Source organism: Ottowia sp. (assembly GCF_035444425.1).
Taxonomy (GTDB): domain Bacteria; phylum Pseudomonadota; class Gammaproteobacteria; order Burkholderiales; family Burkholderiaceae_C; genus Ottowia.
Window position 1 is genome coordinate 69219 of sequence record NZ_DAOMOQ010000003.1, and the last position, 17938, is coordinate 87156.

The window sequence follows — 17938 nt, forward strand, 5'->3', positions numbered from 1 at the left end:
TGAACCACCACCTCGCCGCATCTCCAGGCCAGACGCTCCAGAATACGCTGTTCGACATGACCGATCTGCCCACGCCCAGTGCGCCGCGGCGCCTGTTCACCGCGCTGTTCCCGGACGCCGCCGCCTGCGCCGCCATCGACGCCGAACGCCGGCGCTGGACGGAGCTGCCGCGCCGCCTGCACCCGGTGCCCGAGCGCATGCACATCACGCTGCAGTTCTTCAACCAGGTCGATGCGCCGCACGCGCGCGACTGGCTGAACGCCCTGCAGAGCCTGCGCTTCACACCGTTCGAGATCGCGCTGACGCAAGCCGAACTATGGCGTGCGCCCAGCGGCGTCATCGCCGTGCTGCTGCCCGAACCCGGCGAAGCCCTGGTGGCACTGCACGAGGCCACGGCGCAACTGGCGCGCCAGGCCGGCCTGCCCGCGGCCAGCAGCGGCTTCCGGCCCCACCTGACCACGCTGCGCCATGTCGGGCACACCACGCTGGCGCCGCTTCGCCAGCCCATCCGCTGGACCGTGCGGCAGCTCGATCTGATCTGGTCCGATCTGAAGGCGCAGCCGCCGCGCTATCACCGGCTCGGCAGCTTCCCGGCCGGGTAGGCACTGGCTCGTGCCCTGATGGCCAGGGCTGCGCTCACAGGCGATAGAAGTCGCGGATGCAGGCCCAGGCCTGCTCGGGTGTGTCGGCGATGGTGTACAGATTCAGGTCTTCCGGCGCGATGGCGCCGGCCTCGACCAGCACTTCCAGGTTCATCAGGCGCCGCCAGTAGTCACCGTCGAACAGCACGATGGGTACCGGATTGGCCTTGCGCGTCTGCACCAGGGTCAGCACCTCGAACAGCTCGTCCAGCGTGCCGAAGCCACCGGGGAACGCCACCAGCGCCCGCGCGCGCATCAGGAAGTGCATCTTGCGCAGCGCGAAGTAGTGGAACTTGAAGGTCAGCTCCGGCGTGACGTAGGGATTCGCGGTCTGCTCGTGCGGCAGCGCGATGTTCAGGCCGACCGAGGGCATGCCGATGTCGTGCGCGCCGCGGTTGGCCGCCTCCATCACGCCGGGGCCGCCGCCGGTGCAGATGAACAGCTTTTCCTCCTGCGGCTGGCGCAGGCTGTAGCTGGCGACCAGGCGGCCGAATTCGCGTGCCTGCTCGTAGTAGCGCGCGGTGTGGACCGCGCGCTCGGCCAGTGCGATGGCACGGGCATCGCTGCCGGCGCGGGCGGCGACCAGCTGCTCCTGCGCGACTTCAGGCGCGACGAAGCGGGCGCCGCCATAGACGACGACGGTGGCGTGGACGCCGGCGGCAGTCAGGGCCAGCTCGGGCTTGAGCAGTTCCAGCTGGAAGCGGATGCCGCGCGTTTCCTGGCGCAGCAGGAACTCCGGATCGGCGAACGCCAGCCGGTACGAATCGGGCTCCAGCGGCTCGCCGCGGTCGGCATGGGCCTGCAGCTCGGCCCAGGCATCGGCCAGCGGCGAGCGGGCGATTTCCTTGATGTCTTGGGTGGTTTCCATGACTTGCTATTGTTATTGAAGCTGATCGCGCAATATACCTGGCCGCCAGAATGAAAAAAGCCCCGAAAGCGGGGCTTTGTCCGGCCGGCGCGCGGTGCGCCGATGACCCGGATCAGACGCGCCGGCGGTATTCACCGGTGCGGGTGTCGATCTCGATCCGGTCGCCCTGGTTGACGAACAGCGGCACGGCAACCTCGAAATCGGTGGCGATCTTGGCGGGTTTGAGTACCTTGCCCGAGGTGTCGCCCTTGACGCCGGGCTCGGTCCAGGTGATCTCACGCTCCACCGTGGTCGGCAGTTCGACCGAGATCGCCTTGCCGTCGTAGAACACGACCTCGCAGGCCATGCCGTCTTCCAGGTAGTTCAGCGCGTCGCCCATGTTTCCGGCTTCGACTTCGTACTGGTTGTACTCGCCGTCCATGAACACGTACATTGGGTCGGCGAAGTAGGAGTAGGTGCACTCCTTGTGATCGAGGATGACCTGGTCGAGCTTGTCGTCGGCCTTGAAGACGACCTCGGTGCCCATGGTGCTCAGCAGCGCTTTCAGCTTCATGCGCACGGTGGCGGCACCGCGGCCGCCGCGGGCGTATTCGGTCTTCAGGACGATCATCGGGTCCTTGCCGTGCATGATGACGTTGCCGGCGCGGATTTCCTGGGCGATTTTCATGGTGGGTGATTCCAGTGGGACAGGTGAGCGTACAAGGCCGCTCGTGCACCGGAAGTAGGGAACTTGTGCGCGCTGCGGCGGCGAAGGCGAGAAGGCTGATCCCCGGGGGCCGGCCATTTTTCGCAAAGCCTTGAATTCTATCGCTTTTCGGCGATGAATCGCAGCAGCTGGGTGCACAGGTCGTCCTGCGCCAGCAGGCGCGCGCGCGCCGCTTCGACGCAGGCGCGCCAGGCCGGCAGATCGGGCAGGGGCAGGGCGCCGCCCTCGATGCCGTTCCAGACCTGGTGGAAGCGCCGCAGCGAGGGCGGGGCGCCGAGCCAGTCGAGGAAGGCTTGCAGCTTGGCGTGGTGCGCAGCGCCGTGCTGCGGATAGATCTGCCAGACGAAGGGTGCGCCGGCCCAGAGCGCGCGTACCAGTGAGTCCTCGCCGCGCACGAAGTTCAGGTCGCAGGCCCACAGCAACTCGTCGTAGCCGGTCTGGGGCAGCGTCGGCAGCCAGGTCAGCGACGGCTTCGATGGCTGATCGGCATCGTCAGGTGACTCGTGTGCGGTGTGTCGGTCGGCCATGGCCTGCCGCAGCGCCGCGTTGGCACGGCCGGCGGTGACCAGCAGCCGCGTCGCTGGGTCGGTGTCGCGCAACTGGTCCAGCAGCGCCGGCAGGCCGGGCGGCTCGTAGCAGAACAGCGAAACCAGCCGCTCGCCGTGCCAGCCAATGCCTTGCGCGCGCAGCCAGGCGGTGCGCTCGAATGTCGCCTGGCGCGTGGCCAGATCCCGTTCACGCAGCAGGCCGCCGGTGCGGGGCGTGAAGCCGGGGTAGAAGAACCACTTGGTCCAGCCCGCTGCCGGCCCATGCAGCACCGGCGAGGGCAGCCGGTGCATGCGTTCGACGTAGCCCTCGGCGCTGAGGTATTCGAGGTTGATCCAGACCGGTGGCGATGTCGTGGTGCTCGGGCTTTCGCGGCTCACGCCGCTGCCACCAGAGGCCGGCGGCGCTGCCGGAGCGGTGGCAGCCGCGGATGACCCCGCTTCGGTCGAACCCGCCCTGGCGGCCACGAACGAAGCTTCGATCTCGCAGCCGAACGCCTCGACCCACACATCGGCGGGCGCCAGCGCAGCCAGCACGTCGTTGCACCGCGCGTCGTTCCAGGGCAGCACCTTCACGCCGGGCACTGCGCCCTCGGTCGCGCCGGGCGCCATCCAGTCCAGTGCGCCGGCGTCATCGACCCACAGACGCACCTCATGACCACGCGCCGCCAGCTCGCGCGCCAGGCGCCAGCACACGCCCAGGTCGCCGTGGTTATCCACGACCCGGCAGAACAGGTCCCAGAGCAAGGGCGGGGCAGGCACGCGGCGATTGTGCCTTTGCACGCGCAGCGGCGACGCCGGTGCCGCGCGTTCGTACACTCGGATGCATGAGCGAGCCCGACTTGCCCGAACCCACGGCGGAAGCGTTGCCGCCAGCCGGCCACAGCCCCGAACTGCTGGCCCAGGTGGCGGCCTTGCCGAGCCTGCCGGGCGTGTACCGCTACCACGACGCGGCCGGCAACGTGCTCTACGTCGGCAAGGCGCGCAACCTGAAGAAGCGCGTGGCCAGCTACTTCAGCAAGAACCACGGTGGCACGCGCATCGGCCACATGGTGGGCAAGATCGCGCGGCTCGACACCACCGTGGTGCGCTCCGAGGCCGAGGCCTTGATCCTGGAAAACAACCTGATCAAGCAGCTTCATCCGAAGTACAACATCCTGTTCCGGGACGACAAGAGCTACCCCTACCTCAAGCTCAGCGGCACCGGCAGGTTCATCGCCGATCCGGGGCCCGGCCCTGCCAATCCCGACGCGTACGCGCGCATGGCCTACTACCGGGGCAGCACCGACAAGCGCCACCGCTACTTCGGGCCGTACCCCGGCGCCTGGGCGGTGAAGGACACCATCCACCTGCTGCAGAGGGTATTCCGCATCCGTACCTGCGAGGACACGGTGTTCGCCAACCGCACGCGGCCCTGCCTGCTGTACCAGATCAAGCGCTGCTCGGCGCCCTGCGTGCGCCTCATCAGCGCCGAGGACTACGCCGCCGACGTGGCGCACGCCGAGCAGTTCCTGCGTGGCGAGACGCAGGACCTGCTGCACAAGCTCGAGCGCCGCATGATGGCGCATTCCGATGCGCTGGAATTCGAGCAGGCTGCCGACATCCGCAACCAGATCACGGCGCTGTCGCGTGTGCTGCACCAGCAGGCGGTCGAGGTCGGCAGCGATTCCGACGTCGACATCCTGGCCGTCAAGGTGCAGGGCGGGCGCGCCTGTGTCAACCTGGCGATGGTGCGCGGCGGCCGGCACCTGGGCGACCGCGCCTACTTTCCCAGCCAGGTCGAGGACGCCCACGCGATCGCCGGCGCCATGGTCGGCGAGCAGGGCGACGCCGAACTGCCGACGGTGGAGGCGCAGGTGCTGGACGCCTTCATCGCCCAGCACTACCTGAACGTGCCGGCGCCGCCGCAGCTCATCACCAGCGAGCCGGTGTCGAAATCGCTGCTGCAGGCACTGTCGGACAAGGAGGAGGTCAGGATCAGCGCCACCCATGCGCCGCGCGGCCAGCGTCGCGTGTGGCTGGACATGGCGCGCCAGAACGCCGGCCTGCAACTGGCGCGCCTGCTGGCCGAGGAAGGGTCGCAGCAGGCGCGCACGCGTGCGCTCGCCGAAGCGCTGGATCTGCCGGTGGAGAACCTCGACGAGCTGCGCATCGAGTGCTTCGACATCAGCCACACCGCCGGCGAGGCCACGCAGGCCAGTTGCGTGGTGTTCCAGGGCCACCGCATGCGCAGCAGCGACTACCGCAGGTACAAGATCGAGGGCATCACCGGCGGCGACGACTACGCCGCCATGCGCCAGGTGCTGGAGCGCCGCTACGGCAAGATCGCCGAGGCACTGCGTGAGCAGGGCGGCGGCGAGGCTGTCACGGCTGCCGCGCGCATGCCCGACCTGGTGCTGGTCGACGGCGGCAAGGGCCAGGTGGCGATGGCGCGCGAGGTGTTCGAGCAGCTCGGGCTGGATCTGTCGCTGATCGTCGGCGTCGAGAAGGGCGAGGGCCGCAAGGTCGGCCTGGAGGAACTGGTGTTCGCCGACGGGCGTGAGAAGGTCTACCTGGGCAAGGACTCGGCGGCGCTGATGCTGATCGCGCAGATCCGCGACGAGGCGCACCGCTTTGCCATCACCGGCATGCGGGCGCAGCGCGCCCGGGTGCGCGTGGGCGGCAGCCGCATCGAGGAGATTCCCGGCGTCGGCCCGAAGCGGCGCGCGCGCCTGCTGCAGCGCTTCGGCGGCGTGCGCGGGGTCGAGTCGGCCAGCGTCGACGACCTGATGACGGTAGACGGCATCTCGCGCGCGCTGGCCGAGGAAATCTACCGCGCGCTGCACTGAAGACGGCCTCGTGATCGACGACTTCGCCGCTGGGGCGCCATGCCACCGCGACCGATGCGATCGAGGTGCGGGCGGTCGCGTCGTCGCAATCGCGCAACGGCTCGGTCGTGGCGAGTAGCGCCGTCATCCAGCGCGGCGAAGTCGCTAAGACGCCGTGACACAATCCCCGCCATGTTCTTCACCGTGCCCACGCTGTTGACCTGGACGCGCATTGTCGCGATCCCGCTCATCGTGGGCGTGTTCTATCTGTCGCTCAAGCCCGAGACCGCCAACCTGACTGCAACGCTGATGTTCATCGCCTTCGCGTTCACCGACTGGCTGGACGGCTTTCTGGCGCGCAAGCTGAACCAGACCTCGTCCTTCGGCGCCTTCCTGGATCCGGTGGCCGACAAGTTCCTGGTCTGCGCCGCGCTGCTGGTGCTGGTGCACCTGCAGCGCACCGACGTGTTCGTGGCCCTGATCATCATCGGGCGCGAGATCGCGATCTCGGCGCTGCGCGAGTGGATGGCCAAGATCGGTGCCAGCAAGAGCGTCGCGGTGCACATGCTGGGCAAGCTCAAGACCACGGTGCAGATGCTGGCGATCCCGTTCCTGCTCTACGACGGCGTGCTGCTCGGCGTGATCGACACCCACCTGTGGGGCAACGTGCTGATCTGGATCGCGGCGGTGCTCACCGTCTGGTCGATGGTCTACTACCTGCAGAAGGCGCTGCCCGAAATCCGCGCCCGGGTGCAATGACCCCCCCTGAGTCGCCTGCGGCGCCTTCCCCCCAAGGGGGGACAACGCTGGTGGCCGGGGAGACCCCGGCCACGGCGTTCCCGAATGGCCTGCTCCGCGGCCTCTTGGTGTGGCCTGCTGCGCGGCCACTGGTGCGGCGCCCGATGGGTGCACAGCTTCTGGGCTCTGCCTCGTGATGGCGGATCGAGACACGTCCGTACTGATCCGCCTGATGCCGGCGGTGTTCGTGCTGATCTGGGCCACCGGCTTCATCGTCGCGCGCTATGGCATGCCGCACGCGCCGCCGTTCACCTTCCTGCTGGTCCGCTTCCTGCTGTCGATCGGCTGCTTTCTGATCTGGATCACCATCGCCCGCGTGCGCTGGCCGCAGACCGGGCTGCAATGGATCCACCTCGGCGTCACCGGCATGCTGATGCACGGCGGCTACCTGGGCGGCGTCTGGGCCGCGGTCAAGGGCGGCATGGGCTCGGGCCTATCGTCGCTGATCGTCAGCATCCAGCCGGTGCTGACGGCGATCTGGCTGTCGGCGGTGGCCAGCGCCGCCCACCGCGTCAGCGGCCGTCAGTGGGCTGGCCTGCTGCTCGGGTTTGCCGGCCTGGTGCTGGTGGTGTGGCGCAAACTTGTGGAGGGCAGCCCAGGCGACCACGTGACCTGGAGCAACTTCTCGTGGGCGGTGTTGGCCCTGTTGTGCATCACTGCGGGCACGCTCTACCAGAAGCAGTATGTCAAGCCCTGCGACGTGCGCAGCGCCAACACCGTGCAGCTCATGGCCGCCGCCATCGTCATCGTGCCGATGGCGCTGCTGGAGACCGAGCCGTTCCGCTGGAACCTCGAATCGGCCGGGGCCATGGCCTGGTCGGTGCTGGGGCTGACGCTGGGCGGCAGCTCGCTGCTGTACCTGCTGATCCAGCGCGGCGCCGCCGCCAGCGTGGCCAGCCTGATGTACCTGGTGCCGCCGACCACGGCGGTGATCGCCTGGCTGCTGTTTCGCGAGCCGATCACCGTCGTCACCGTGATCGGCATCGCGCTCACCGCCTTCGGCGTGGCATTGGTGGTGCGGCCGGGTCGGCCGCGTGCGCCGTGAGAAGGTGTGAACGAACCCGCCATGGTCGCGTGCGCCGCCAACACGGCGTCGCGCGTCTTTCCAAATGCTCGCCGCAGCGCGAGCGGCATCTGCGCTTTGCGCCTCGACTGGCGCCGTTTTGACGACTCGCTCGACCACGCTCGATCCATTCACACGTTCTGAGGCAGGGCCCAGGATCAGGCCAACCCTCTACACGGAAATGGCCCGGCGCTGGCCGGCGTCAAAGCGGTTTTGTCCACTGCGTCACGCTTGTCCGGTTTGCTTTGTCACCGGCTGTTGCGCTGGCGCTCAGACGGGGTAAACGCGGTAGCGAACGAGCGTTCTTTGAGTCTAGAATGCGGCGCTTGCCGACATGGGTTTCGTGGGCCGGCGGTATCGCGGTATCGGATTCCGAGGCCTGGATACGAGTGCCATCGATGCCCCTGCGGCGTTGTTCCGGCGAAGCATGAAGGGCTTGGCATCCGTGCCGAGCGGTCCCGACGTCGTCATCCGGATTCTCGATTCTTCCAATAGAGGGGCACATACGTGAACAAGACCGAGCTGATCGAACACATCGCCACGCACGCCGATATTTCCAAGGCCGCCGCCACGCGCGCACTTGAAGCCACCATCGGCGCGGTCAAGACCACGCTGCGCAAGGGCGGCACGGTTTCCTTGGTGGGTTTCGGTACTTTCGCGGTCGGCAAGCGTGCGGCGCGCTCGGGCCGCAACCCGCGCACCGGCGCAACGATTAAAATCAAGGCTGCCAAGGTACCCAAGTTCCGGCCCGGCAAGGCGTTGAAAGACGCGTTGAACTGACCGGCAACGCACCAGGTGGGGTGCTTAGCTCAGTTGGTAGAGCGGCGCCCTTACAAGGCGTAGGTCGGCGGTTCGAGACCGTCAGCACCCACCAGCCACAGCGAAGGCGAACCCAGGTTCGCCTTTTTCGTTTTCAGTCAGCATTCAAGCAGAGTTTCGCGCATGTTCGATTTCATCCGCCGGCATACCAAGTGGGGCATGGCGATCCTGTTCCTGCTGGTCATTCCCTCGTTCGTGCTGTGGGGCGTCGGCGACTACACGCAGTTCAACGAAGGCGCGCGCAAGGTCGCCGAGGTGGATGGCCAGGCCATCACGCTGACCGAGTGGGACAACGCGCACCGCTTCGAGGTCGATCGCCTGCGCGCCAGCAACCCGAGCATCGATCTCAACCTGCTCGACTCGCCCGCGGTCAAGTACGCCACGCTCGAGCGCCTGGTGCGCGAGCGCGTGATCGAGGTGGCGGCCGCCGACTCGCACCTGATCGCCACCGATGCCCGGTTGGCGGCCCAGCTTCAGGCCGACCCCAGCATCGCCGCGCTGCGCCGCCCCGACGGCTCGCTCGACATGGAAGCCTACCGCCGCCTGCTGGCGACCCAGGGCCTGACGCCCGAAGGCTTCGAGGCCCGTGTGCGCGCCGGCATGTCGTCCGACCAGGTGCTGGGCGGCGTGCTGGCATCCAGCCTGGTCAGCCAGGCCCAGGTCGACGTGGCGATGAACGCGTTCCAGGAGCGGCGCGTGGCCCGCGTGGTGCGCTTCGCCCCGGCCGACTACGCCGCCAAGCTGAATCCCAGCGATGCCGACCTGCAGGCCTTCTACCAGGCCAATACCGCGCGCTACCAGGCGCCGGAAACCGCGCGCGTCGAGTACCTAGTGCTCGACATCGACAGCGTCAAGAAGACCGTCAATGTCAGCGAGGACGACCTGCGCGCCTACTACAAGCAGAACGCCGCCACCCTGGGCACGCCCGAAGAGCGCCGCGCCAGTCACATCCTGATCACCGCGCCCAAGGACGCGCCGGCCGCCGAGCGCGAGAAGGCCAAAGCGCAGGCCACCGCGCTGCTGGCCGAGCTGCGCCAGGCGCCCGACAGCTTCGCCGAAGTTGCGCGCAAGTCCTCGCAGGACGACACCAGCGCGTCCGGCGGCGGCGATCTGGGCTGGTTCCAGAAGGACCGCGGCATCGATCCCGCCATCTCCAAGTCCACCTACGCGCTGGCCAAGGCCGGCGACATCAGCGAAGTGATCGAAAGCGATTTCGGCTACCACATCGTTCGGGTGACCGAGATCAAGCCGGCCGCTGTGCCGCCGTTCGAGGAACTGCGTCCCAAGCTCGAGGACCAGTTGCGCACCCAGCTGGCACAGAAGGAGTTCGGCGAGCTGGCCGAGATCTTCACCAACGGCGTCTACGAGCAGTCCGACAGCCTGCAGCCGACTGCCGAACGGCTCAAGCTCAGCGTACAGAGCGCCGATGGGGTCACGCGCACACCGGCACCTGGCGCCAGCGGTCCGCTGGCTAATGCGAAGTTCCTGAGTGCCTTGTTCAGCAGCGACGCCCTCGACAAGAAGCGCAACACCGAGGCGCTCGAGTTCGGCGCCAGCCAGCTGGTGTCCGGCCGGGTGGTGCAGCACAACCCGGCGCACGCTCGCCCGTTCGACGAAGTCAAGGGCGATGTTCGTACCGCCTTCACCAGTCAGCGTGGCGCCGAGATGGCACGCCAGGAAGGCGCCCAGCGCCTGAAGGCCTGGACCGATCAGCCCGCCAGCGCCAGCAAGCTGCCCGACGCGCTCGTCCTGTCGCGCGACGAACCCGCCGGCCAGCCGCCGCAACTGGTCGAAGCCGTGCTGCGTGTCGATCCGGCCAAGCTGCCCAGCTTCGTCGGCGTCGATCTGGGCGCCGACGGCTACGTCATCGCACGTGTCGACAAGGTGCTGCCGCAGGCCGAGCCCAAGCCCGAGCAGGTCGTCCAGAGCCGCGACCGCTATGAAGAGCTGTGGCTGATGGCCGAGGCGCGGCGCTATTACGACTTCCTGCGTGACCGCTACAAGGCCCGTATCCTGGAGCCGGCGCCGGCGGCGACAGCCCCGGAAGCGGCAGCCGCGAAATAAGTCGAGCGGGTTCGCCTTTGGCGCGGCTTGCGCGCCGTGTTGACGGCGTGATGCGGGTTGCTGTCGTCTAGCTACCCGTCTATCCGCTGAATGCACCCAGGAGCCCGGGAACCTGGTTCTAGGCAGCGGAGTGGCTGTCCGTATTGGCGGAGGCGGTGAGATTCGAACTCACGAACGGTTGCCCGTTGCCGGTTTTCAAGACCGGTGCAATCGACCACTCTGCCACACCTCCGTTGATGCTGCCCGCGATTCTAGCGATGGGCCGACCCGGCCTCGGCGCCATAAAACAAGCCCGCTGGGTGCAGCGGGCTTGTTGCGGGGGAAGGGTCAGGGCTGAATCACTTCAGCTTGACTTCCTTGTACTCGACATGCTTGCGAGCCTTGGGGTCGAACTTCATGATCGACATCTTCTCGGGCATGGTCTTCTTGTTCTTGCTGGTGGTGTAGAAGTGCCCGGTGCCGGCGGTGGACTCCAGCTTGATCTTTTCGCGGGTGCCTTTGGTGGCCATGGTGTGCTCCTTTGGCTAGTGAATCAGGCCTGACCACGTGCGCGCATGTCGGCGAGCACGGCGTCGATGCCATTCTTGTCGATCAGTCGCAGCGCGGCGCTCGATACGCGCAGGCGCACCCAGCGGTTCTCGCTCTCGACCCAGAAGCGGCGGTACTGCAGGTTCGGCAGGAACCGGCGCTTGGTCTTGTTGTTGGCGTGGGACACATGGTTCCCGACCATGGGCTTCTTGCCCGTTACATCGCATACGCGTGCCATGTGGATGACTCCAATCGTCAATCGAAACAGCTTCAGCTGGACGCCGGATGCATCCTCGGATGCAAGCGACTCGCTTCAGCCTCACCTCGCCAGATCAAAGGGTGGCGGTTGCCCTTGCTTCTCCTCGCGCTGGCGCGAAAAGCCTTGAATTATAGCTCGAAACGCCAGCCACCTGCGCAGAGCCAACACTTCAAGTGGCCGCGGAGCAGGCCAGGCCAGCGGCAGCCGTGGCCGGACCTGCGCCGGCCACTGGCTGTGTCCCCCTCGCGCAGCAAGAGGGGGAAGCCGCGTCAGCGGCTCAGGGGGTGCTCTCCAGAAACCGCTGCGCATCCAGCGCCGCCATGCAGCCGGTGCCGGCGCTGGTGATGGCTTGCCGATAGATATGGTCCTGTACGTCACCGGCCGCGAACACGCCGGGCACGCTGGTCTGGGTGGCGAAACCCTGCATGCCGCCGCGGGTCTTGATGTAGCCGCCGTCCATGTCGAGCTGGCCCTGGAAGATGTCGGTGTTGGGCGCGTGGCCGATGGCGATGAAGCAGCCCTTGAGCGCGATGTCCTCGGTGGCGCCGCTGTCGACGTGTCTGATGCGGATGCCGGTGACGCCGCTGTCGTCGCCCAGCACCTCGTCGAGCACGTGGAAGGTCTTCAGCTCGATCTTGCCGGCGGCGACTTTCTCCATCAGCTTGTCGACCAGGATCGGCTCGGCGCGGAACTTGTCGCGCCGATGCACCAGCGTGACCTTGCGCGCGATGTTGGCCAGATACAGGGCCTCCTCGACCGCGGTGTTGCCGCCGCCGATCACGCACACGTCCTGGTCGCGGTAGAAGAAGCCGTCGCAGGTGGCGCAGGCCGACACGCCGCGTCCCATGAAGGCGCTTTCCGACGGCAGGCCGAGGTACTTGGCCGAGGCGCCGGTGGCGATGATCAGGCTGTCGCAGCTGTAGCTGCCGCTGTCGCCGGTCAGTGTGAAGGGCCGCCTGGACAGGTCGACGCTGTGGATGTGGTCGAACACCATCTCGGTCTTGAAGCGCTCGGCGTGCTGCTGAAAGCGCTGCATCAGGTCGGGCCCCTGCACGCCTTCGGGGTCGGCCGGCCAGTTGTCGACGTCGGTGGTGGTCATGAGCTGGCCGCCCTGGGCCATGCCGGTGATCAGCATTGGCTCGAGGTTGGCGCGGGCGGCATACACGGCGGCGGTGTAGCCGGCGGGGCCGGAGCCGAGGATCAGGACTTTGGCGTGTTTGGTCTGCATGGATGGTCGTCTATGGCGCGTGACTGCGCTAGGATAAGGGCGGGAGTCGATCCGTGGTTTGGATCGCTGGCGGGTATGTGCGGGATTCTAAGAACAGCCTGGGTCCCGATCGGCAGGAGGCCTTTTCATGACGATGTTGTCGAGTCTCGAGTTGATCCGTCGTGTGCCCTTGTTCGCCATGCTGACCGAATCGCAGGCGGCGGCCGTGGCCGATGCGGTGGTCAAGCGGTCGTTCAAGCGCGGCGAGCCGATCGTCGAGCAGGGCAAGAAGTTCAACGCCTTGTTCATCCTGCTGACCGGTCGTGCGCGCGTGGTCAGCACCGACCGGCGCGGGCGCGAGGTCATCCTGGCCACCCTGCACCCGGGCGACCACATCGGCGAGATGAGCCTGATCGACAACGAGCCGCACTCGGCCACCGTGCGCGCCGAGGTGCGCACCGACGTGCTGATGCTGGGGCGGGCGGACTTCGCCCGCTGCCTGCCCGAGAACAGCTCGATGACCTACGCCATCATGCGTGGCCTGGTGCGTCGTCTGCGCCATGCGGACCGCAAGATCGAGTCGTTGGCCCTGATGGACGTGTACGGCCGCGTCGCGCGCGCCCTGCTGGAGGCGGCGCAGCCGCAGGCCGGCACTGATGAGCTGGTGATCCGGGACCGGATCTCGCGCCAGGACATCGCCAAGATGGTCGGCGCCTCGCGCGAGATGGTGAGCCGGGTGATGAAGGACCTGGAGGAGCGCGGCCACATCCAGACCACCGCCGAGGGCAGCATCGTCATCAAGGAACAGCTGGGCGCATCGAACTGAGCCTGCGCTGGGCGTTGGCGCCATGCCGGTTTCGCGTGGTGGCCCCGCGACGACGGCGCGTGCATGCGGTAAGCTTGCCAAGCTGTAGTTCCGTCCATGACTTACCCTCTGAATACCTTTAACGGCCGGGCCGCCAAGGCACCGCGCTCTGGCACCGCGCGCTTCGTGCAGGAAGTGATGCTGGTGCTGGGGCTGGCCTTCATCATCTTCCTGGCCATGGCGCTGGCGAGCTACTCGCCGCTGGACGCCGCCTGGTCGACCTCGGGCGCGGATGGCCCGGTGCGCAACTGGGCTGGCAAGCTGGGTGCCTGGCTGGCCGACCTGGCCTACGTGCTGCTGGGTTTCTCGGCCTGGTGGTGCGTGGCGGCGGCGGCGCGCGCCTGGCTGGTTGGCACCATCCGCTGGATGAATGCGGGCATGGGCGCGGCAGCGGAGCCGTCCTCGGGCTCGCTGTGGTCGCGCCTGGTGCGCACGCGCTGGGCGCTCTGGATCGGCCTGGTGCTGCTGCTGGCGGCCAGCACCGGGCTGGAATGGTCGCGCCTGTACCGCTTTGACGACGCGCTGCCGGGCACCGCCGGCGGCGTGCTCGGCTACTTGGGCGGGCCGATCGCCGTCAAGTGGCTGGGCTTCACCGGCTCGGCGCTGCTGGGTATCGCGGTGATGGTGCTGGGCGCGGCGCTGGTGTTCCGCTTTTCCTGGAGCCAGGTGGCCGAGCGCATCGGCGCCGGCCTGTACGGCCTGATCGATTCGCGTCGCGAGCGGCGTGAGCTGGCGCAGGACATGGCCGCCGGCCGGCAGGCCGCGCGCGAGCGCGAGGAGGTGGTGCACCACGAGCGCGAGGTGATCGAGGAGCAGCACCCGACGCCGGTGCTGATCGAGCCGCCGGTGACGCAGGTGGTCAAGAGCGAGCGCGTGGTGAAGGAGAAGCAGAAGCCCCTGTTCAGCGAGCTGCCCGACAGCAAGCTGCCGCAGGTCGATCTGCTCGATGGCGTGTCGGCGCGGCAGGAAACCGTGGCACCCGAGACGCTGGAGATGACCAGTCGGCTGATCGAGAAGAAGCTCAAGGACTTCGGCGTCGAGGTGCGCGTGGTCGCGGCCGCGCCGGGCCCGGTGATCACGCGCTACGAGATCGAGCCGGCCACCGGCGTGAAGGGCTCGCAGGTGGTCAACTTGGCCAAGGACCTGGCACGGTCCTTGAGCCTGGTGTCGATCCGCGTGATCGAGACCATTCCCGGCAAGAACTACATGGCACTGGAACTGCCCAACGCCAAGCGGCAGACGATCAAGCTGTCGGAGATCCTGGGCTCGCAGGTCTACAACGACGCACGCTCGCTGCTCACCGTGGGCCTGGGCAAGGACATCGTCGGCAACCCGGTGGTCGCCGACCTGGCCAAGATGCCGCACGTGATGGTGGCCGGCACCACCGGTTCGGGCAAGTCGGTCGGCATCAACGCGATGATCCTGAGCCTGCTCTACAAGGCCGAGCCGAAGGACGTGCGCCTGCTGATGATCGACCCCAAGATGCTGGAGATGTCGGTCTACGAAGGCATTCCGCACCTGTTGGCGCCGGTGGTTACCGACATGAAGCAGGCCGCCCACGGCCTGAACTGGTGCGTGGCCGAGATGGAGCGCCGCTACAAGCTGATGAGCAAGGCGGGGGTGCGCAACCTGGCCGGCTTCAACCAGAAGATCGACGAGGCCAAGGCCAGGGGAGAATTCATCTACAACCCCTTCAGCCTGACGCCCGAGGATCCCGAGCCGCTGGAGCGCCTGCCCTACATCGTGGTGGTGATCGACGAACTGGCCGACCTAATGATGGTGGTCGGCAAGAAGATCGAGGAACTGATCGCGCGCCTGGCACAGAAGGCGCGCGCCGCCGGCATCCACCTGATCCTGGCGACGCAGCGGCCCAGCGTCGACGTCATCACCGGCCTGATCAAGGCCAACATCCCGACCCGCATCTCGTTCCAGGTCTCGAGCAAGATCGACAGCCGCACCATCCTCGACCAGATGGGCGCCGAGGCGCTGCTCGGCATGGGCGACATGCTGTACCTGCCGGCCGGCCATGGCCTGCCGCAGCGTGTGCACGGCGCCTTCGTCAGCGACGACGAGGTGCACCGCGTGGTCGAATACCTCAAGAGTCAGGGTGAGCCCAACTACATCGAGGGCGTGCTCGAAGGCGGCACGGTGGATGGCGAGGAGGGTGGTTTCGGCGACGGCGGCGAGGGCGGCGAGAAGGATGCGCTGTACGACCAGGCGGTCGAGATCGTGCTGAAGAACCGTAAGGCCAGCATCTCGCTGGTGCAGCGCCACCTGAAGATTGGCTACAACCGCGCCGCGCGCCTGGTCGAGGACATGGAAAAGGCCGGCCTGGTGAGCAGCATGAGTTCCAGCGGCCAGCGCGAGATCCTGGTGCCGGCGCGTGCCGAGTAAGGCGCGATGCAGCCGGCGCGCCCGCGTGTAGGCCGGCGCCGCAACTTTGCCTTTCTTGACCTTCGGGCGCCGAACCCGAGGCGAGAATGCCGGTCCTATGCACATGAACAAGATTTCCGATCGTTTTCGCACGGGGCTGCGTGCATCCACCGTGGCGGCGCTGATGGCGTGGGCGATGCCGCTGGCCTGGGCCGGCGGCATGGACAGCCTGGAGACCTTCATCAAGAGCACGCGCTCGGGCAAGGCCGCTTTCACCCAGGTCGTGACCGCGCCGGCCAAGGATGGCCAGCAGCCGCGCGCCAGGACGCAAAACGGCAGCTTCGAATTCCAGCGGCCGGGCAAGTTCCGCTTCGTCTACAGCAAGCCGTTCGAGCAGACCATCGTCGCCGACGGCCAGACGCTGTGGCTGCACGACGTCGACCTGAACCAGGTCACGGCGCGCGCGCAGGAGCAGGTGCTGGGCTCGACGCCGGCGGCCATTGTTGCCGCGGCGCCCGACCTGAAGGCGCTGGAGCGCGATTTCACGCTGACCGAGGAGCCCGATGCCGACGGCCAGCAATGGGTCAAGGCGGTGCCGAAGTCGCGTGATGGCCAGTTGCAGAGCATTCGCGTCGGCTTCAAGGCCGGCGCCAGGGGGGCGGAACTGGCGACGCTGGACATCCTGGACAGCTTCGGCCAGCGCTCGGTGCTGAGCTTCAGCGATTTCGACGTCAACGCCGCGGTGCCGGCCAGCCACTTCCAGTTCAAGCCGCCCGCAGGCGCCGACGTGCTGCGCAACTGAGTTCCGCGTGCGTTCCGCGGCAGCGCGCCGTGTTCCTAGAATGCGCCATGCCGCGCGCCCAAGCCCCCGCATCACCGACCACGCTGCACGTGCCGCTGGCCGAGCGCCTGCGGCCGCGCAGCCTGGGCGAGGTGGTCGGCCAGCAGCAGTTGCTGGGCGAGGGCATGCCGCTGCGCATCGCCTTCGAATCGGGCCAGCCGCACAGCTGCATCCTGTGGGGACCGCCCGGCACCGGAAAGACCACCATCGCGCGCCTGATGGCGGACGCCTTCGACGCCCAGTTCATTCCCATCAGCGCGGTGCTGGGCGGTGTCAAGGACATTCGCGAGGCGGTCGAGCGCGCCGAGGCCGCGCGCAGCGGCCTGCAGCCGCAGCCGACCATCGTCTTCGTCGACGAGGTGCACCGCTTCAACAAGAGCCAGCAGGACGCCTTCCTGCCGCATGTCGAAAGCGGCCTGTTCACCTTCATCGGCGCCACCACCGAGAACCCCTCGTTCGAGGTCAACTCGGCCCTGCTCTCGCGCGCGGCGGTCTACGTGCTGCAGCCGCTCGGAGACGAGGACCTGCGCCGGATTCTGCAGCGGGCCAGTGCCGAGCCGGGCAGCATCGCGATTGATCCGGCCGCCGCCGAGCGGCTGATCGCCTACGCCGACGGCGATGCGCGGCGCCTGCTCAACACGCTGGAGACCCTGTTCGTCGCCGCCCGCGCCGAGCACATCGACGCCATCACGGACGACTGGCTGCTGAAGGTGCTGGGCGAACGCCTGCGCCGCTACGACAAGGGCGGCGAGCAGTTCTACGACACCATCAGCGCGCTGCACAAGTCGGTGCGCGGCTCGGACCCGGATGCGGCGCTGTACTGGTTCGCACGCATGCTCGATGGCGGCGCCGACCCGCGCTACCTGGCGCGGCGCATGATCCGCATGGCCAGCGAGGACATCGGGCTGGCCGATCCGCGCGCGTTGCGGCTGGCGCTCGACGCCGCCGAGGTCTACGAGCGCCTGGGTTCGCCTGAGGGCGAACTGGCGCTGGCCGAATGCGTGGTCTACCTGGCGGTGGCGGCCAAGAGCAACGCCGTCTACAAGGCCTTCGGCGCTGCGCGCGCCTTCGTCAAGAACGACACCACGCGGCCGGTGCCGCTGCACCTGCGCAACGCGCCGACCCGGCTGATGAAGCAGCTCGACTACGGCAAGGACTACCGCTACGCGCACGACGAGGAGGACGCCTTCGCTGCCGGCGAGCGCTACCTGCCGGACGGCATGCCGCCGCAGCAGTTCTACCGGCCGGTGCCGCGCGGGCTGGAGATCCGCATCGGCGAGAAGCTGGCCGAACTGCGCCGGCGCAACCGCGATGCCGAGCGCAGCTGAGCGCCGGATTCCGCTAACTGAAGCACATCAGGAAATCACGCTGCACGAGGGAAAACCCCGTGCTTGCGGGGCGCAGACAAGCCTGTTTGCTCGACTACAATTTTTTTCCTGAACCCGCCAAGGTGCAACACCGGCGGGTTTTTTGAATGGAGAACGGGCGTTCACAAGATGCCCGTTGCGACAGACCTGAAGAACATGCCGGCCGGACGATCACGGTCGTGGCGAG

Annotated in this window: 16 protein-coding genes and 2 tRNA genes; 11 read left to right on the plus strand and 7 right to left on the minus strand. The window is 67.6% G+C overall.

Annotation, left to right across the window (positions count from 1 at the left end; genetic code table 11):
• Positions 1-56: 56 nt before the first annotated feature.
• Positions 57-602, plus strand: a complete 546-nt coding sequence (locus tag PK606_RS02120; protein WP_324560081.1) for a 2'-5' RNA ligase family protein — start codon at positions 57-59, stop codon at positions 600-602.
• A 34-nt stretch (positions 603-636) separates the two neighbouring features.
• Here the strand turns inward: PK606_RS02120 and PK606_RS02125 are convergent, their stop codons facing one another.
• From PK606_RS02125 to earP, 3 genes are all read right to left on the minus strand, one after another.
• Positions 637-1509 (minus strand): LOG family protein, encoded by an 873-nt coding sequence (locus PK606_RS02125; RefSeq protein WP_324560083.1) that lies wholly within the window; start codon positions 1507-1509, stop codon positions 637-639.
• A 112-nt stretch (positions 1510-1621) separates the two neighbouring features.
• Complete coding sequence (gene efp, locus PK606_RS02130) at positions 1622-2176, minus strand: elongation factor P (protein ID WP_324560085.1); 555 nt, start codon at positions 2174-2176, stop codon at positions 1622-1624.
• A 137-nt stretch (positions 2177-2313) separates the two neighbouring features.
• Positions 2314-3522 carry an elongation factor P maturation arginine rhamnosyltransferase EarP gene (gene earP, locus PK606_RS02135; RefSeq protein WP_324560087.1) on the minus strand — a complete coding sequence of 403 codons (1209 nt, stop codon included), beginning with the start codon at positions 3520-3522 and terminating at the stop codon, positions 2314-2316.
• 65 nt (positions 3523-3587) lie between these two features.
• Here earP and uvrC point away from each other — a divergent pair, with 65 nt between their 5' ends.
• From uvrC to PK606_RS02165, 6 genes are all read left to right on the plus strand, one after another.
• Entirely contained in the window at positions 3588-5588 is a 2001-nt protein-coding gene (gene uvrC / locus PK606_RS02140; protein ID WP_324560089.1) for an excinuclease ABC subunit UvrC, read from the plus strand.
• A gap of 171 nt (positions 5589-5759) precedes the next feature.
• Complete coding sequence (gene pgsA / locus PK606_RS02145) at positions 5760-6326, plus strand: CDP-diacylglycerol--glycerol-3-phosphate 3-phosphatidyltransferase (RefSeq protein ID WP_324560091.1); 567 nt, start codon at positions 5760-5762, stop codon at positions 6324-6326.
• 175 nt (positions 6327-6501) lie between these two features.
• Positions 6502-7410 carry a DMT family transporter gene (locus tag PK606_RS02150; RefSeq protein WP_324560093.1) on the plus strand — a complete coding sequence of 303 codons (909 nt, stop codon included), beginning with the start codon at positions 6502-6504 and terminating at the stop codon, positions 7408-7410.
• Positions 7411-7935: 525 nt separating this feature from the next.
• Positions 7936-8208 (plus strand): HU family DNA-binding protein, encoded by a 273-nt coding sequence (locus PK606_RS02155; RefSeq protein WP_324560095.1) that lies wholly within the window; start codon positions 7936-7938, stop codon positions 8206-8208.
• Positions 8209-8226: 18 nt separating this feature from the next.
• Positions 8227-8302: transfer RNA gene (locus PK606_RS02160), tRNA-Val, on the plus strand.
• A 68-nt stretch (positions 8303-8370) separates the two neighbouring features.
• On the plus strand, positions 8371-10311 hold the full coding sequence (locus PK606_RS02165; protein WP_324560097.1) for a SurA N-terminal domain-containing protein: 1941 nt from the start codon (positions 8371-8373) through the stop codon (positions 10309-10311).
• 144 nt (positions 10312-10455) lie between these two features.
• Here the strand turns inward: PK606_RS02165 and PK606_RS02170 are convergent.
• The 4 genes from PK606_RS02170 to trxB all read right to left on the minus strand — a co-directional run bounded on the left by PK606_RS02170 (position 10456) and on the right by trxB (position 12326).
• Positions 10456-10543 (minus strand) — tRNA-Ser (locus tag PK606_RS02170).
• Between the two features lie 106 nt (positions 10544-10649).
• A complete protein-coding gene (gene rpmG, locus PK606_RS02175; protein ID WP_324560099.1) occupies positions 10650-10820 on the minus strand; it encodes a 50S ribosomal protein L33 in 171 nt (56 codons plus the stop codon).
• Between the two features lie 23 nt (positions 10821-10843).
• On the minus strand, positions 10844-11077 hold the full coding sequence (gene rpmB / locus PK606_RS02180; RefSeq protein ID WP_324560100.1) for a 50S ribosomal protein L28: 234 nt from the start codon (positions 11075-11077) through the stop codon (positions 10844-10846).
• Positions 11078-11375: 298 nt separating this feature from the next.
• Positions 11376-12326, minus strand: a complete 951-nt coding sequence (gene trxB, locus PK606_RS02185; protein ID WP_324560102.1) for a thioredoxin-disulfide reductase — start codon at positions 12324-12326, stop codon at positions 11376-11378.
• Between the two features lie 127 nt (positions 12327-12453).
• On the opposite strand from trxB, the gene PK606_RS02190 reads away from it, so the two are divergent.
• The 4 genes from PK606_RS02190 to PK606_RS02205 all read left to right on the plus strand — a co-directional run bounded on the left by PK606_RS02190 (position 12454) and on the right by PK606_RS02205 (position 17712).
• The gene (locus PK606_RS02190) at positions 12454-13131 is read left to right on the plus strand and encodes a Crp/Fnr family transcriptional regulator (RefSeq protein WP_324560104.1); all 678 of its coding nucleotides are present in this window, start codon (positions 12454-12456) and stop codon (positions 13129-13131) included.
• A gap of 96 nt (positions 13132-13227) precedes the next feature.
• The gene (locus PK606_RS02195; protein ID WP_324560106.1) at positions 13228-15564 is read left to right on the plus strand and encodes a DNA translocase FtsK; all 2337 of its coding nucleotides are present in this window, start codon (positions 13228-13230) and stop codon (positions 15562-15564) included.
• Between the two features lie 163 nt (positions 15565-15727).
• A complete protein-coding gene (gene lolA, locus PK606_RS02200) occupies positions 15728-16345 on the plus strand; it encodes an outer membrane lipoprotein periplasmic chaperone LolA (protein WP_502920773.1) in 618 nt (205 codons plus the stop codon).
• Positions 16346-16392: 47 nt separating this feature from the next.
• Positions 16393-17712 (plus strand): replication-associated recombination protein A, encoded by a 1320-nt coding sequence (locus PK606_RS02205; RefSeq protein ID WP_324560110.1) that lies wholly within the window; start codon positions 16393-16395, stop codon positions 17710-17712.
• Positions 17713-17938: the final 226 nt, after the last annotated feature.